The 17,150-nt window shown below is 37.9% G+C and carries 10 protein-coding genes, 1 pseudogene and 1 riboswitch; all 11 genes and pseudogenes read right to left on the bottom strand.

Features of this window, described 5'->3' with window-relative positions:
- Positions 1 to 90: 90 nt before the first annotated feature.
- A complete protein-coding gene (locus BUB48_RS18290) occupies positions 91 to 5,772 on the bottom strand; it encodes a DUF4430 domain-containing protein (protein WP_073025146.1) in 5,682 nt (1,893 codons plus the stop codon).
- Between the two features lie 175 nt (positions 5,773 to 5,947).
- Positions 5,948 to 6,100 (bottom strand): DUF2292 domain-containing protein, encoded by a 153-nt coding sequence (locus BUB48_RS04975; RefSeq protein ID WP_139249913.1) that lies wholly within the window; start codon positions 6,098 to 6,100, stop codon positions 5,948 to 5,950.
- 159 nt (positions 6,101 to 6,259) lie between these two features.
- A riboswitch (cobalamin riboswitch) is annotated at positions 6,260 to 6,458 on the bottom strand.
- 120 nt (positions 6,459 to 6,578) lie between these two features.
- Positions 6,579 to 6,827, bottom strand: a pseudogene (locus tag BUB48_RS04970) (GNAT family N-acetyltransferase); the annotation flags it as partial.
- A 350-nt stretch (positions 6,828 to 7,177) separates the two neighbouring features.
- Positions 7,178 to 8,590: a DUF4340 domain-containing protein gene (locus BUB48_RS04965; protein WP_073025144.1), complete on the bottom strand. Its 1,413-nt coding sequence runs from the start codon at positions 8,588 to 8,590 to the stop codon at positions 7,178 to 7,180.
- Positions 8,577 to 10,031, bottom strand: a complete 1,455-nt coding sequence (locus tag BUB48_RS04960; RefSeq protein WP_073025143.1) for a GldG family protein — start codon at positions 10,029 to 10,031, stop codon at positions 8,577 to 8,579. The genes BUB48_RS04965 and BUB48_RS04960 overlap by 14 nt, the downstream gene beginning before the upstream one ends.
- On the bottom strand, positions 10,031 to 10,894 hold the full coding sequence (locus BUB48_RS04955; protein WP_073025142.1) for an ABC transporter permease: 864 nt from the start codon (positions 10,892 to 10,894) through the stop codon (positions 10,031 to 10,033). The genes BUB48_RS04960 and BUB48_RS04955 overlap by 1 nt, the downstream gene beginning before the upstream one ends.
- Positions 10,891 to 11,895 (bottom strand): ABC transporter ATP-binding protein, encoded by a 1,005-nt coding sequence (locus BUB48_RS04950; protein WP_073025141.1) that lies wholly within the window; start codon positions 11,893 to 11,895, stop codon positions 10,891 to 10,893. Before BUB48_RS04950 ends, BUB48_RS04955 begins: the two co-directional genes overlap by 4 nt.
- Before the next feature lie 230 nt (positions 11,896 to 12,125).
- The gene (locus BUB48_RS04945; RefSeq protein WP_073025140.1) at positions 12,126 to 13,334 is read right to left on the bottom strand and encodes a sensor histidine kinase; all 1,209 of its coding nucleotides are present in this window, start codon (positions 13,332 to 13,334) and stop codon (positions 12,126 to 12,128) included.
- Positions 13,312 to 14,004, bottom strand: a complete 693-nt coding sequence (locus BUB48_RS04940) for a response regulator transcription factor (protein WP_073025139.1) — start codon at positions 14,002 to 14,004, stop codon at positions 13,312 to 13,314. Before BUB48_RS04940 ends, BUB48_RS04945 begins: the two co-directional genes overlap by 23 nt.
- A 203-nt stretch (positions 14,005 to 14,207) precedes the next feature.
- Positions 14,208 to 14,714: an anaerobic ribonucleoside-triphosphate reductase activating protein gene (gene nrdG / locus BUB48_RS04935; RefSeq protein WP_073025138.1), complete on the bottom strand. Its 507-nt coding sequence runs from the start codon at positions 14,712 to 14,714 to the stop codon at positions 14,208 to 14,210.
- Positions 14,715 to 14,769: 55 nt separating this feature from the next.
- Complete coding sequence (locus tag BUB48_RS04930) at positions 14,770 to 17,094, bottom strand: anaerobic ribonucleoside triphosphate reductase (RefSeq protein WP_073025137.1); 2,325 nt, start codon at positions 17,092 to 17,094, stop codon at positions 14,770 to 14,772.
- Positions 17,095 to 17,150: the final 56 nt, after the last annotated feature.

Genomic DNA, 17,150 nt, shown 5'->3' with positions numbered 1-17,150 from the left:
CCCTCCTTTTTAAATGCTAAGCAAGGATAAATCCTTATCCTTGCTTAGCATATCCAATAATTCATTCTAAATCTGAATACCAATGTTACTTTATTTATTTACATCTGTCATATCGTATAGACGATTTTGTCCATTGATAAACCTATCATAGGCAACAAACGCATACATAGCTTGATCTGTAGCCATTGGATCCACTTCCCCCGGATTTGCTCCACCATTACCTTTTCCTCCGGGTTTTACATGATAGAATCCCCCTCCAGGAACAGCAAAGCTCAATAATGCATCAACTACTGAATTACCGTTTTTGACAAATCTAGGATCATTATGAGGATCAATTCCCAAACTAGTCAAGGCTACGATAACCTGAGCTATGCTTTCAGAATTAATAGATCCCCAACTGGAATAACCTCCATCTGATCTTTGAGCCTTTGACAACCAATTCAGCCCTCTATCCACTGCTGCTTTTACCTTTTCATCTTTGTCATAATATGGTGCAAGGCTTTGTATAGCCATAGCAGTTATGTCCGGATCCGCTTCAGATGGATTTTCACCTAATGCCCATCCTCCGCCTTGAATTTCTCTATTCAATATAAAATCTATGAGCATTTGTCTTGTAGTCTGTACTTTTACAGTGTTATCCATGGGTATTTCATAGTTTTTGCTATCTAATGCAATCAGTGCAAAGATAGGACCGTTAATACCTTGTTTGATTAAGGTGTTAAAATCAGCCAGAGGCTTTGTCAAATCATATCCAGCCACATTTTTAACATCTTTCCCAATTGCGGTTAAGGCTAAGATAACACGATCATATTCCGTATATTTTATACGATGTAAAATCCCTGACTTTTCTTTTAGAGTTTTTTCAACATTAGCATAATATTTTTCAAAATACTCTTTAGGAATATTTAGGCCGGAGCGGGCCAGCCCGAAGACTGTCCACTCCCCGCCAACACTTGCTACTATAGGATCAGTAATTGTTTTTTGCATAAACTCTGCAGTTTCTTTAATCTGTTTTTTTACATCAACACTATTTTGTTTTTGTACATTATTCTGTTTTTGTATGCCTATTTCTTCTGTATTATTATTGTTTTTATAATCAAAGGCTCTCATGGCTACTACGGCTGCCATCTCTCTGGTGACAAAGGCTTTGGGATCAAAAATGCCATTGTTACCTACCATCAGTCCATAAGCTACCGCTGTTTCAACCTCAGATTTAGCCCAATCTGACACTTTGTTTGAATCTTTTATTGTAGTATTTGCCCTAGTTGGTTTAAGTTGCAGTGCTCTGACGACAATTGCTGCCAGTTGCTCACGGTTTATATTTCCATCGGGATTGAATTCATTACCGCTTCCATTTATAATCCCAGCTTTATAACCGGCATTAATATATGGGTAATACCACTGATTCTCTTTAACATCTGTGAAGTTAATTGTTTTATCGATTTTAATATCAAGCCCTAACACAGAAACCATTATTTTTGTAAACTCAGCTCTAGTAATATTAGCCTTTGGATTAAACTTACCATTATAGCCTGTTACAAACCCTTTTTCAGTAGCTCTTATAACAGCTTCCAGAGCCCAGGATGAAATGGAACTCGCGTCTGAATAAATATTATTCAATTCGTTGTCTGATTTTATTGCAATTTCCTTATTATCATTCTGATTATTTTGATTTCCGTTTTCAACAACCTGATTGTTTGAATTCAATGAGCCATCGGAAGACAAACCTCCGGAAGGTGAGCCACCAGGAGAAGAACCTCCAGAAACAGGACTTGCTGAAGAATTATATATGATAGTATAAGTAGCATCTGCTCTGTTTCCATCTGCATCTATGGCTATTATAATTATGGTATTTTCCCCATCAACCAGAGTAACTTCATATTTACCATTGGTTCCTGTTATTTCTTTCCCATTGAACTTAACAGTTGGAGTCAAACTCTTGCCTTTTACATCCTTTGCGGTAACTTTAAAGGTTAGTTCTTTATCTGTCACCTTTTGCTTATCTTTTAATCCTTCTACAGTAATTTTTGGCTGATCCCATTTGGTAATATCTTCACCTAAATCTACTCCTAGGTTAGTAGTATAACGCCATTGTACTACATCTCCATCTTTCAGCTTATATAAGCTTGCACCGTAGTTAGGATACCAGCCATTAACGTTATACATCCATCCGCTACCACTACCATGATCGAACTCTCCATCTCCGTCTATCCATTCAACATACACACTATTATATTTTGGTGTCCAAACATAGGTGTACTTTACTCCTCGGCGATCCATTTCTCTTTTTAATACATCCCAGACAGATTCTCCATCTTTAAACTCAACTTTCGTAGGTGGTAACACATATCCTTTTCCGATAGTCTCTTTGTCTATAGAAAGAGTAATATATTTTTTAGGTTCAGTAGATCCGCCACTGCCACCACTTCCGCCGTTTCCGCCACTGCCACCGCTTCCGCCTCCAGGAGTTTGTGAATCACTTGCAGCGTAAACAACAAAATCAGTAAAATGCTTTGTCTTTATAATTAAGTCATTTCCGCTGTCATAGGCATACTCCGGTTTACCACTCTTTAGACCCTCAGAATCGCTTGCATATTTTTGAATTATATGGAGCGATCTATTTTGTATATAAGCAGCTTCCTTGCCTTTCATACCGGCAAAGGTCAAAGTCACAAAATGGCTAAACTCAACTCTTGAGCTTCCGCCCATGGAGTAAACATAAAGGATCTGATCCAGCTTTTTGCCCTCAGGAAGCTCATTGTTAAGTTTTTCTCTTATGGAGGCATTATTAGCATCTTTCGATGTTATTAGCTCTAGAGCCGATACATCACCGCTTGAAACTTTTGCGTCCTTAGGAATTTCCACTGTTACATTGCCCTTAACAGCCTTAATTTGTGGTAGGCTTTCATTTAATGGCAGTGCAACGGTAACCTTTGAATTCCTATCAGCAGGGATTTCTATTGTTATTTCTTTATTACCATCCTCTTTTGTTATAGGTATATTATATTCCTTATCGTCTGACGGAATTTGAACCTTTGGCTTATCTCCCTCCGGTAATGGTATCTCATTTTCCGTCGGCTCCTCCGGTTTTTCTGGTTCTACCGGTTGATCATTCTCTAATTTTACGTCTGTCATATCATAAAGAGAGTTCTTGCCCTCTAAAAATCTAATATAGGCCACAAGTGCATAGGTACCTTGGTCTGTAGCCATGCCGTCTATTACTCCGGCTTCTGCTCCACCGCCTGTGTTACCTCCGGGTTTCACATGCATAAAGCCGCCATCGGGTCCTGCAAAGGTCAACAAGGCGTCAACTGCTGAATTGCCATTTTTAATAAACCTCGCATCATTATGAGGATCGATGCCTAAACCGGTTAAAGCTACAATCACCTGGGCAATGCTCTCACTGTTTACACTTCCCCAGCTTGAATATCCGCCATCTTCTTTTTGTGCCTTTGATAACCAATCAATTGCTCTATCTACTGCAGCTTTTACATCCTGGCGTTTTTCATAATATGGTGTCAACCCTTGGATGGCCATGGCAGTGATATCCGGATCAGGAGTATTTCCTGATAGTGCCCATCCTCCTGCATTTTCTGTACCCTTGTTTATTTCTCTGTCTAGTATATAGTCTATAAACTTATCTCTTGTGGATTGTTCAGCTACCCCATCTATTACTGGTATTTCATAATTGTGACTGTCAAATGCTATCAGTGCAAAAATTGGGCCGTTTATGCCTTGCTTTTTTACATAATCAAAGTCTGCAAGGGCTTCTCTTATATCATAGCCTCCTACATCTGTTATATCCTTGCCTATAGAAGTCAAACCTATAATCAATCTGGAATGTTCTGTTCCCTTATTTCTATCCAATCTACCTTCAGGCTTGCTTCCTGAAGCAGGCATCAGCCTTTTTACTTCATTTACTACATTATTGTAATAGATATCATAATAGCCTTCATAAACTTTATATCCTCCTCTTGCCAGAGCAAGGATGGACCATTCTCCTCCTCCGGTTCCGAAGGTTGGATTTGGTGTGGTTTCATGAATATAAGCAAGGCTCTTTGCAAGATGTTCCCTGGCTAACTGGATAGTGTCAACTGGATTATCAGGTGCCTCTACTATCACTTTTGCCTGTACTATGAGCTCAATTGCTGGTTCTGCCTGGCTGATTCCTTCCGGCAAATCAAAGGTGGCTGTTGCAGTATAGTCTCCTGCTTTATTAGCATTATAGTCTGCAATTGTCCAATTTAAATTCACTATATGCTCTTTTTCGTCACTGTCTGTAATAGTAGTTGTTTTCGGTAAAGCTGCTATGGCTTCTTCCAGGCTTGTGCCAAAATCCACCGTTATATCAGCTACTGGTGTTATAGATTTTATTGTAACCTTTCTTTCAGGCTCCTTACCGCTTAACGCATTTTTGAGCTCCTGCAATGCTTCGTCAACCATATCTTGGGTGCTTTCCATATTCATAAGCACTTCATAAACATTATCATATGCGGCCCTTACCAGCGGATTTGAAAGGATTTGATCTTTCTTTGGACTACTGTTTATTTCTCCAATTTTTGCTGTCAAATCATCCTTATTGGCTGCAATAATAAATGGTTCCATTCCCCAGTCTGATACAGCACCAAGGTCTGCGCCATAACCATAAACTGTAAACTGAACCCTGACTACATCTCCGTCTTCAGGAGAATAGTCTGAAAATCCATAGTTTGGAAACCAATTGTTTACAGCATACATCCAACCTGACATAAATGTATAGTCAAATTCTCCAAGCCATCCATCATTAGATCTCCCATCTACATCATAACCAATTTGATCCAGAATATATTGCGGAATATTTGCCTCCTCTGGCCCTCCGTCTCTTATAGATGACAGATAAAATCCACCTTCTATGCTGCCTGTATAATCAAAGCTATCCTCACCCAAATACTCCGTCAACAAATCAGTTATCAGTTTTGCACCATTATCGCCTTCATAAAATGGGACTTTTATAGGTTCAATAATATAACCTTGGCCTAAAGTAAATTTTTCTACCGAAAAAGTAACATGCCCTTTTGCAGTTTTAGGTGATTGTATTGCTTCAATGACATCAAAATCTTTAGTTGTCCTAACAATCAAGGGGTAATTGTCATCTCTATCTTGGCTAATCTTCAATGAGTAACTTCCTGGAGCTGTAGGTGCAGTAATAATAGCTTCGCCATTCTCATCTGTGTAATATGATTTTCCAGAAAGGCTTATTTTCACACCTTCCAACTTAACATTGACATCTTCATCTTTTTCCCAATCGTAATATGTTGATGTTATAGTTACTGTAAAATCCGTACCTGCTTCAACTATATCTTCTGATAATTCCACTGTAGGAATATATGTAGCAGGTGGATATCCTCCGTAATAAATAACAATTTCATCGCCATCATTAATCGTACATGAATCTATGGCTGTATCAGGAATTTCATTATTGACTGCATATAGCCAGCCATCATAGTTGCCAAAGGTTCCTTCCTTTTCCCCGTTAATTGCAGAAATATATTTCCCATATTGGCTTTCAGAAGCAGCTATAGGTATGTTTTCACTCTGCAGCACTTCATAAACTGCTTCATATACCGTACTTTTCTTAGTCTCATAATTTGCTTCTGAGATAATAGTACTGTTTATACCTTCTACTCTAATGCTTATCTGTTTGCTGTCATCTGCAGCAAAAACATTTATGCCTGTAAACATGTTTAACAATAAGCATATTATTAGAAGTATTGACAAAAACCTTTTCTTCATCTTTCAAACCTCCAAAAATCTAATGGAACTCTATTTTGAACTACCATAATTTTATATAGGCCTATCAACCTTCAATTCTAGCTATAAAAAGCAAAAAAACCATAGCCACCACCTTTCGACGGTACCTCTGGTTTTCCAGTCAGTACATATAACGTTTTTAAACACGGATTGCATATTAGAGCTTTATAGATTTCTTCATCTCTTCAATTCTAATTGGAAGCTTATCTTGAATAATAACTTTAATCTCTCCATATTCAATCTTCCTAATTAATTCAATGAGTTTCTTTTCTTTTTCGCTTAATTCAAAATTGCTTAATTGTTTATCCACCTTATCCCTCCTTAACAAGTAAACATAAATTATAAATTTAAGATAGTTGTTTTAACTTTTTGGGAAAATTAAAAACCTTCCCAAAAAGCCTAGGAAGGTTTGCAAAAATATTATGATTTATCCATATCTTATCGCACACCTCCCTATTCCACATAGGGCTCAATGGCATCGAAACAGGCAGGTCTTCTGGCTTAAGCATCATCACCTTTACATCCTTCCCAGTTTCCCAGTGGCATTATGTAAAGGCTCCTCTATCACAGCGGCGGGACCGCGTAGGAATCTAACCTACTTCCCTTTTCACCAATTCATGCTTTTAGCTTGTAAAAACATAATTGGCACCTGTTTCTTATATTCAGTTTATTATATTATTTTTTAATCTATTATATCATATAAAACTACTTTTGTCATCTAATATTTACCTCTTGCATTAGAAGTGATGTCTCAAACTACAATAAAATCTACTGCTGTATATAATTCTTTATAACTTTTCTCTGATTTCCAGATATTCTCTCTGCAAAACAGCCATATGAATGATATCATGCCATCCTCCATGACGATAAATCACTTCCCGTGATATTCCTTCCTGTTTAAAGCCCAATTTCTCATATAATTTTATTGCCCTGCTGTTAAAGGAAAAAACTCTTAAATATATTCTGTGCAAATTCAACTCCAAAAATCCGTAATCAAGAAGCAATTTCATTGCCTCTGCTCCATATCCTTTGCCCCATTTCGTAAAATGATTCTCTCAGATTCAAACAGCATAAAACCACTCCTTCAAATTGTATAATTGACTTAAGGATATTTTATAATGTGAATGTTATGATATCAATTGTCCTTTTACCATCGCTTATAATATTGAGACAATGATTTTGATGTGCTTAACTAGCCACTAATCTCTAAGAATCAGCCATCCATTTGCTTTCAAGCATTTCTTAACACTGTTTAACAATTAGAAGAAACTTTCCCAAGTTATAACTTATCAATACTCATCATGCTTTCTTATGCAAAAGTCATGAAAAACTTTGGCATTATCCCACCCTTTATAATAATGAGATAATGCCAGACCATAAGCAATCCCTAATTCAGCACAATGGCATGAACCGCTTCAATCAAGTCAACCACATTGGAACGCTTGATAAGAGACACAGGCTTTCCATCAATCACTGCAAGACAATAGGTTCCATCATATCGATACAATTGGATCTGGATTTCAGGATAGTTTTTATTATCCAAATAGACCTTTAATCCGATTTCTTTTTTTTGCGTCGGCTGCTCATCAGTAAATTTGTCTGCTTTAAGATTTTCCAAAGCTTTCTTTAAATCAGTAGTTTCCAATTCTTCTCCCTGATAATAATAGGCGCGCTTATTGAGTCTTTTATCCGAGGTTATGGTATAATCAGCATCTTCCAATGAAATATCAATCTTATAAATATCTTCAAAATCTGCAGGAACGGCCTCTAGATACCTGAAACAATCATATGACGCTGCTGTAAGATTTTTATAATCATAAGATGTTATCTTATAAAGTATCTTAGACTCGCCAACCCTTGCATACGCCTTAATCTCTTCTTCATCGGAACTATCGCTTTCTTTATTATCAACTTTCTTGGCTGCTTTCCTTTCCTTGGGATCACGGCTGATATTCAGTACAAAGTTATTTGAAACTTCTTTTCCTTTATCATTCTTAGAAATATAGTTCACAGTTACTGTCAACTCAGGTTCATTCAAACCATATTTCTGCAGTTCTTCATCTGACGCCTTATATGTCATATAATCGTTTAGATTCAAATTGCTGATGTTTTTCAAATACTTTTTTACCCTAGTAGTATCAAGAGGCAAATCCCTTCCATCCTTCTTTGCTATAAAGACATCATCTTCACTATAGGAGATGGAGCTATCTTCCTCATATGCAATACTGTAAGCTTCAGCACCTTTAAACTGAATCTCTTTCACATCATCAAGCTTTGGGATTTCATCATGGTCGATCATATCGCTGAGGACTGCATCAAAATAGTCCAGTGGATCATTCTTTACCAGATAGACATTTCCATCTCCAATGGAGACATATCTTTGAGAATCCATTTCACTATAGTTTCCCAACTGAATTTCATAAGATTTTTCCTTAGTTGACAGATTAATGGTACAAGTGGGGTTATCAAGACCATATTGACCATAATCTTCTACATCTTCAATGATAAAGGATACTCCAAATTTCTCAAATTGCTTCAGCATATCATTGATTTTTTCTTCATCTACTGGGAATGCTTCATCTTCATCGTAAAGCCATTTTTCATCCTTATGGAATCCAAGGGCCTTTGATTTATATTTCCAAGATAAGGACTGCACAGAATCAGGAGATATCTCAAGAATGATTTTATCACTGTTTTTAATCTTTTCTTTATGATCTTCCAGTTTTATTACGCTGAATGTAGCAATACAACATACAGCCAAAATACCTAATAGCATATAAATTTTTTTAGATCGTTTCATTCTGCATCCTCCTTCTTCTGAGAATTACGAAAATGCCTACAGCTAGATACAGGAGAGGAAATACCACTATCATAACCACTTTTAACATAGAGGAAACTGAATCGCTGATGGTCAGATAGTTATAGTCCAGGGACTTGCTGCGTATTGCCATAGCCTCGCTTTCTCCTATCAGTAAAGACACTGCATTCATTCCCAAATCCACATTGGCACCGGACGAATAAGCATTATACATATCTTCCAGGAAGCTTGAGGATGCGAACCAGACAATCCTGCCATCATTGCTGCTTTCTATTGAAACTGCCACAGCAAAGGGGCCCTCTATGTCTCCTTCTTCCTTCTCATAGGTAGAAATATTATAACCTGCTATTTTGCTGTAAGCAGAATCGGAAGTGTTAAGGAGTGCAGTTACTTTTCCATAGCTGGATGTACCCTCTACAATTATGCCCTGAGAAATTGGCATGATTGGATAATATTTCTCTTGTATAAGAGAATCTGTAATTTCATTGCTTTCCATGTCCGGTAGCAGCACATAAGGTGCCTGGAAAGCGTAATGCTCTCTGTCTGCCTCCACCACAATACCTTCTACAGGTTCTACACCATAGTCTGACAGCAGACCATACAGATTTTCCAGAATACCATCCTCCGTAGGTCCTGACATCACCAATAGCTTTCCGCCATCCTTCACATAATCAGCCAGCATATCCCTTTCCATTTCAGAAATGTCGCTGGTTGGTGCATATATCATGATGACATCTGCATCATCAGGGATGTAATCCACCTTTAATAGTGATAATGTATTAAGCTCTATATTATCTTTTTCCAGTTGCTCCCTGAATGTGGACGGAAGCTGGGACTCCCCATGACCCTCCAGAAGATACAGCTGAGGCAGCTTTTCGCTGGTGACATAGTCTATGGCAGAGGTGATAGCACCTTCTCCATCAAAGGATTTCTTGGTGGAGTAGGAATACATATCAGCCTCCTGAAGATAAATGTCATCGTAGCTTATGTAGCGATTACGGTTACCGCTTTCCACAACCAGGCTGTTGTTCTTTACTGTTTCATTGGTATACTGCTTTGCAAATGTGGGGAAAACGTCAGGATTCTTTTTTACGATTTTAATATGGTCAGATAGGCTATCATATTTGCTCAGCAGATTTTCTATAACTTCGTCTTCCTTTCCGGACTGTACAATCCAATATATGGTCACATCCTCATCCAGTCTGTTTACCACCACTTTAGTATTGCTGGTAATGGAATAAAGCTTTGTGGCACTAATATCATATTTGGTCATTGTAGAAGGAAGAGCTGACACGAAAATATTCACCACAATCAAAATAGCTAATACAATGGCCGTCATGATCAAAGAATAGGATCCTCCACGAAAAGCAATTAGATTTGATTCTTTACGCAATGAATCTCTAAGGAGTCCTAATTTATTCATTAGTTATACCTCCTTTTTTCCAATGACTGCACAGATAGAAATAAGAAGAATACAATTATAGTGAGATAATATACGATGGCAGTCATATCGAAAACTCCGTTTACAATGACATTAAATCGTTCAAACAAGGACAATTTAGTCATGATCTTAGGAAGCAAACCTTCAAACTTAGTCATATCAATATAGTAGGTTATCATAGTGGCTGCAATGAGTATAAAACATATTCCATAAGCCAGATTGGAACTCTTTATCAAATGGTTAATGACAAATCCAAGTGCAATAATAATGATGCATATGGCTATAAGAGATCCATAAGCTGTAGAGGATACATACTCTGATAGTCTGACGCTATAATAATTAAGCAAAATTACAGCAATACCAATACCTGCTGCAAATCCCTGGTTTTCAGTAAGAGACGAAATGAATATTCCTATAGCAATCAAGGCTGCACCCATAATAAAGAAACCCAAAATGGAACCATAGGATGTCAGCAAATAAACATCACCAAACCTTGAAAAAATCAACGGATATATACAAATAATGCATAATGGAATTAAATAGGCAATCAGCAATGATAGATACTTTCCGATAATTACCTCAGTTGTGGTTATTGGAAGAGAATAAAGAAGCTGATCCGTCCTTTGCTTCTTTTCTTCTGCGATAACTCGCATGGTCAGAATGGGCACTATGACTACAAATGCAAAACTGCCAAAGCTCAGAACATATTCAAAATTGCTTACAGCTGCTTCCAAGTTATACAGCATGGATCCAATTCCTACGAAAGCTAACAAAAATGCACCAAACACATATGTCGTTATTGAATGAAAGTAAGTCCTCAATTCATGCTTTAACACCGCAATCATACATCAGACACCTCACTTTTTGTTGTTTCCATGACGGTCCCATTTTCTAAAATTTCGGTATCATCACTTTTTTCTGTAAGTTCAATGAAGATATCCTCCAAATTTGCCTTCTTCAAAGACATCTCCAACAGCGCCTTCCCTTTTGCTGCGAAGGCGAAGAAAATAGCACGGGAAATCTCATAGATATTGTCATGGTCTGTTCTTATATGAACTTCAATAATTTTAGTATCTTTTTCCTCCATGTTGGTATCAATAATATGGTCAATGCCAGCTAAAATTTCCTTAGTTTCCTCAGCAGTTGCATCGCTAGTAATGATAATCTCATTTGGTGCCAACAACCTTTTTTCCAGGTTCTCCGGTTTATCAAAGGCTATCAACTTTCCTTTTGCGATTATCAATACCTGATCACAGATTGCCTGTACTTCAGAAAGAATGTGAGAGCTAAAGATAACCGTGTGTGTCTGTCCCAGTTCCTTAACTAGATCACGAATTTCAATAATCTGGATAGGGTCCAGACCAACAGTTGGTTCATCGAGAATGATGACCTTCGGATTCCCGAGAAGGGCCTGCGCAATCCCGACTCTCTGCCTATAGCCCTTAGATAAAGATGAAATACGGCGATTTTTTACATCTTCAATCCTTGTCTGATGTATCACCTGCTCAATCTGTTTTTTTAGCTCTGCTCCACGCAATCCTTTGGCCTCGCCTACAAATCTCAAATATTCTAATGGCGTTTCATTCAAATACAATGGAGGCTGTTCCGGAAGATAACCGATGAGCTTCTTGGCTTTGTTAGGCTCTTCAAAAATATCATAGCCATCAATTCTAACATGTCCTTCTGTAGCTGACAGACAACCTGTCATGATGTTCATGGTTGTGGATTTTCCTGCACCGTTTGGTCCTAAGAAACCATAGACATGACCTTCATTGATTTCAAAAGTAAGATCATCCACAGCCGTAAAATCACCATAACGCTTTGTTAAATGTTCAACCGATATCATAATTAACCTCCTATCCTTGCTGTTTCTATACTAGCCATATTGATTATAATAATGAACACTGAAATGACGCTGAAAACATTTTCAAGAATATATCTGCAAGATATGGATTCCATATATAAGAAAGGCTTTTAACATAAAGTTTAATTTAAGGAAATTTATACTTTCATAAGCATTATAAAAGATGGATGAAGCCCATGTTTGTAGGTTCTTCATCCATCTTTAAACATCATTTATGAACATGGAAGTTCAACATGGAAATAGTTTATTCCGGTTCTGCTTTCTACCCAGATTTTGCCTCGATGCTGTGTCACTACAGTTTCAGCTATGGAAAGTCCTAATCCAAAGCTACATGTCCTGCTTCTTGCTTTATCAATGCGATAAAACCGCTTGAATATGTTTTTTGTTTCTTCAGGCGGGATACTGTCACCCTCATTTGCTACTACTAATAGACAACGGCCTCTTCCAAGTCTTTTTAATGTTACCCAGGTAGTTCCTGCCTCTTTGGAATATTTTTGAGCGTTATCCAACAGAACATCCAACACCTGACAAAGTTGATCCTTTGAGCCTTTTACTTTTATATTCTCATCTATCTTAGTTGTCAAATTCAGACCTCTCTCGAAAAATACCGGCTCAAATGGAAGAATAGCATCTGAAACCAGCTTGCTAAAATCTACTACTTCTGTATTCCTTATAAAATCATAATTGTCTGCCCTTGCAAGCTCCAACATTTGCTCAATCAAACCTCGCATTTGTCTAGACATAGTCAATATGCTGCCTAAGAATTTTTGCTTACTCTCTTCATCATATTCTGGACACTGGGCAAGCTCTGCATTAGTAATAATAACAGTCAGTGGTGTCTTCAACTCATGGGAGGCATCTGCCACAAACTGTCGCTGCTGTTTCCATGCCAACTCCACCGGTTTTACGGCCCATTTGGACAACTCAATGCTAATACCGAGAAATACTAGGAAACTGAGTGCTCCAATGATAAGACAAGACCTCATCATGTTATTCAGTGTTGCTCGTTCACTGGATATATCTGAAAATACAAGGAAATGGTTCAATGGCGTATCAACTCGATAATACCTCAAATTATATTCTTCTATTACTGCAAATGTTCTGGGAGATGTTATGGTTGCGTTTATGAGATAATCTAAGAATTCCCTGTCGGAAAGATCATAATATCCACCGCCGGTTTCCATCACTTCTCCGCGAGGCCCAAGTTGTATGGTAAAAAAAGGCAAACGTACATCTTCACCAAGCTCATTTGGAACTCCCAGTTGAAACGGTCGATTAGCAATGTTTTGCATCATATTGATGCTCTCTGCTTCAAGACTAACCCTTGTAAAATAAAAAACCAAACCTAAAATGACGCAGAGCATAATAGTCACAATGCTCATATTGATGATGACAAACTTAATTCGCAACTTTTTGATCATGTTCATTTACCTCCAAGTGGTATCCCAATCTTCGTATTGCCTCGATACGAATGTTGGAACCGATGCTTGCAAGTTTTTTTCTTAAAAAACCAATGTACACTTCCACGTGATTTTCTACTGCATCGGAATCATAGCCCCATACCTTTGCCAAAATCATCTCTTTTGAAATAATTCTTTCCCCAGATTGAAAAAGAAATCGCATGATATCGAATTCCTTGGCTGAAAGACGAACACGTTTTTCTCCACAAATCAGCATGGCAGAGGAAAGATCTAAGGATGTGTTTCCAAACGCAAGCTCATTTACCTGTCCACCTTGCCTGCGCAGTAATGCATTTATACAAGCTAAGAGTTCTCTTGTATCGAAAGGCTTCGTCAGGTAATAGTCTGCACCGGAATTCAAGCCAGCGATACGATCCTCCAATTCTGACTTTGCAGTCAACATCAAAATAGGCGTTCCTAAGCGCTTTGCACGTATCCTTCTGGCTACTTCATATCCATCTATTTTCGGTATCATTATGTCAAGAATCACTAAATCATAAATTCCCAACTGTGCATATTCTTCTCCGGATTCTCCGTCGTAGGCAATGTCAACCTCGAAACCTTTTTTCGTCAACAACGATTTAATAGAATCAGCAAGCAAGGCTTCGTCCTCGATGATCAGTACCTTCAAGAGATTCACCTCCAAAACTTCTATTCTATCATAATATTACATTACACTGAAATAAAGCTGAAAATCTTTTATACACAGTTGCCACAATAGTTATAACACTTATAACTATCAGACGCAACCTATGCATAAAATTAGGATATAGAAAAAACAAAGCAAGCACACCCAATTAAGTATACTTGCTTTGTTCGCTATTTCATCATTATTTAATCCATTATAACAATTCTATTTTCGATTTTTGACTTTTTAACATCAATGATCCTCTGGTTTTCTGAGCCTCGGAATTTCAAAAGTAAATTTCTTTTATCCTTTTCATACCTGCCATCCACCAGTATGTCGGTTTCATCAAGCAATTCATCCCAACCCTTATGTTTTGACGAATTCTCCAGAATATATTCATAGGTGTAACCGGTATAAGTCATTATATCAAGATTAAGCTTTTTTGCTTTCTGAGCGAGAATTGCAAAGGCCTCCGCCTGCTCAAAGGGTTCACCTCCGCTGAATGTGATACCGTCCAACAACGGATTTGCTTTTGCTTGTTCAAGTACTGAATCAACTGTTACCAATGTACCTCCATCAAAAGAGTGGGTTTCAGGGTTGTGACAACCAGGACATTTATGTTTACACCCCTGTGCAAAAACCACCATTCGTATTCCCGGTCCATCTACAATTGACTCTTTTATTATTCCTGCAATTCTTATATAAGTTTCCATAAAATCACCAATTTATATATAAAAATGCTTATTACAATACACATATATCATTAGTCTACCTACAGAAGGACATATGTCTGACTCTGTCATGTTCTTCAGCTCTCTTTGCATCATTAAATCTTTCTATTGTACCTACAAGGTATCCGGTAATACGTCTTATCCTTTCAAACTTTACATCTCCTTCTTCACGGCCGCAGAAGGGACATGTATTGCCGATAATTCCGGTAAATCCGCACATAGGATCTCTATCAACCGGATGATTTATAGATCCATATCCTATACCTGCTTCTTTCATAGCTCTGATAATTTTTTCAAAAGCTTTTAGATTTTGTGTCGGATCCCCATCCACTTCAACATATGTAATATGCCCAGCATTGGTCAACTCGTGATAGGGAGCTTCAATCCTTATCTTATCAAAAGCGCTTATTTCATAGTACACCGGAACATGAAAACTATTGGTGTAATATTTTCTGTCAGTAATACCTTCAATAGAACCAAACATTTCTCTGTCTATCTTGACAAATCTGCCTGAAAGACCTTCAGCGGGAGTTGCAATGAGAGTAAAGTTCATGTTGTATTTTTTACTGGCTTCATCCATACGTTTCCGCATGTGACCTATTATCTTCAAGCCTAGCTTCTGGGCTTCTTCAGATTCGCCATGATGTTTGCCAATTAAAGACTTTAGACATTCAGCTAGTCCGATAAAACCTGTTGTGAGGGTTCCATGCCTAAGAACTTCTCTTACCTCATCCTCCCAGCCAAGCTTATCAGAGTCTATCCATACTCCCTGACCCATAAGGAAAGGATAGTTCTTTACTTTCTTTCGAGCTTGTATCTCAAACCTCTCCAAAAGCTGATCGATTACCAAATCTATTTTTTTATCCAGTTCATCAAAGAACATGTTTATGTCTCCATTGCTTTTTAAAGCAAGCCTCGGCAAATTTATGGTTGTAAAGCTCAAATTTCCTCTTCCATTTACTATTTCTCTGGAAGGATCGTAAACATTGCCTATTACTCTTGTTCTGCATCCCATGTATGCTATTTCCGTTTCAGGCCGTCCCGGCTTATAGTATTTAAGGTTAAAAGGTGCATCCAAAAATGAAAAGTTAGGAAACAGTCTTTTAGCGCTTACTCTGCAGGCAAGCTTGAACATGTCATAGTTCGGATCCTCAGGATTATAATTTATCCCTTCTTTAACTTTAAAAATGTGTACAGGGAATATAGGTGTTTCTCCATTTCCTAGACCTGCTTCGGTAGCAAGAAGGAGATTTTTAATAACCATCCTGCCCTCCGGGGAGGTATCCGTGCCATAATTGATGGAGCTAAAAGGCACCTGAGCTCCTGCTCTGCTGTGCATTGTATTCAAATTGTGAATAAAAGCTTCCATAGCCTGGTATGTATTCCTGTCTGTTTCAGCCAGTGCCTTTTCAGCTGCAAAGTTCTGTGCCTTTTGGATAATAGAAGCATCGGATACAAATTCCATAAGGTGTCTTTTCTCTAGCTCAACATATGTTTCATTTGGAACTAACATTGGATAAACATTGTCTCCGTCTGCTATTCTTTTTGAAACAGTTTCAACCAGTGTGATGGCATTTTCATAGCCAGCTAATAATTCCAAAGCCTTCGCTAGATTCTGCTTATAAAGCCTTGCGTATGTTTTTGCCACACCTAAAGCCATTCCATAATCGAAATTGGGTATGCTTTGCCCTCCATGTTGATCATTTTGATTGGACTGTATAGCTATGCATGCCAAGGCAGAATAGCTGTGAATATCGTTTGGCTCTCTCAAATGCCCGTGTCCTGTGCTGAAACCGCCTTTGAAAAGTTTCACTACATCTATTTGGCAACAGGTGGTGGTGAGAGTAAGAAAATCCAAATCGTGTATGTGAATATCGCCATCTTTATGAGCTTTTGCATGTTCGGGCCTTAAAATAAACATTTCATAAAACTGTTTTGCACCTTCGGAACCATATTTTAGCATAGTTCCCATAGCCGTATCACCATCAATATTTGCATTTTCCCGTTTCAAATCATTATCCTTGGATTCTTTGAAGGTTAATTCTTCATATATCTTCATTAACCTAGTATTCATCTCTCTGATGCGTGTCCGTTCAGCTCTGTATAGTATGTATTCCTTGGCGGTTTTGGCATGTCCCTCTTCAATCAGAACTCTTTCAACAATATCCTGAATTTCTTCAACTCCTGGAACTTTTTTATCCGGATCTTTATGTAACTGTTCCACCACTTTTTCCGCCAAAGCCATAGCTGTTGCATAATCTTCCTCTCCAGCAGCTCTGGTGGCTTTGAATATGGCATTTGTTATTTTCTCAATATTGAAAGGTACTTCCCTTCCGTCTCTCTTCCTGATTTTTGTAATCATTTAACTTTGCACCTTCTTCTTAACTGAGTTTTATATGTTTTATAATAGATAAAACC

The sequence above is a fragment of the Lutispora thermophila DSM 19022 genome (assembly GCF_900142105.1).
Classification (GTDB): Bacteria; Bacillota; Clostridia; order Lutisporales; family Lutisporaceae; genus Lutispora; species Lutispora thermophila.
The sequence above is the reverse complement of the archived record's forward strand: the minus strand, read 5'-3'. Positions and strand labels throughout refer to the sequence as shown.

Excerpts from the sequence above, each read along its gene's own strand:
- BUB48_RS04950 (WP_073025141.1), bottom strand. The coding sequence starts at position 11,895 with ATGATATCGGTTGAACATTTAACAAAGCGTTATGGTGATTTTACGGCT.
- BUB48_RS18290 (WP_073025146.1), bottom strand. The coding sequence starts at position 5,772 with ATGAAGAAAAGGTTTTTGTCAATACTTCTAATAATATGCTTATTGTTA.
- BUB48_RS04955 (WP_073025142.1), bottom strand. The coding sequence starts at position 10,894 with ATGATTGCGGTGTTAAAGCATGAATTGAGGACTTACTTTCATTCAATA.
- BUB48_RS04930 (WP_073025137.1), bottom strand. The coding sequence starts at position 17,094 with ATGATTACAAAAATCAGGAAGAGAGACGGAAGGGAAGTACCTTTCAAT.
- BUB48_RS04965 (WP_073025144.1), bottom strand. The coding sequence starts at position 8,590 with ATGAAACGATCTAAAAAAATTTATATGCTATTAGGTATTTTGGCTGTA.
- nrdG (WP_073025138.1), bottom strand. The coding sequence starts at position 14,714 with ATGGAAACTTATATAAGAATTGCAGGAATAATAAAAGAGTCAATTGTA.
- BUB48_RS04945 (WP_073025140.1), bottom strand. The coding sequence starts at position 13,334 with ATGATCAAAAAGTTGCGAATTAAGTTTGTCATCATCAATATGAGCATT.
- BUB48_RS04960 (WP_073025143.1), bottom strand. The coding sequence starts at position 10,031 with ATGAATAAATTAGGACTCCTTAGAGATTCATTGCGTAAAGAATCAAAT.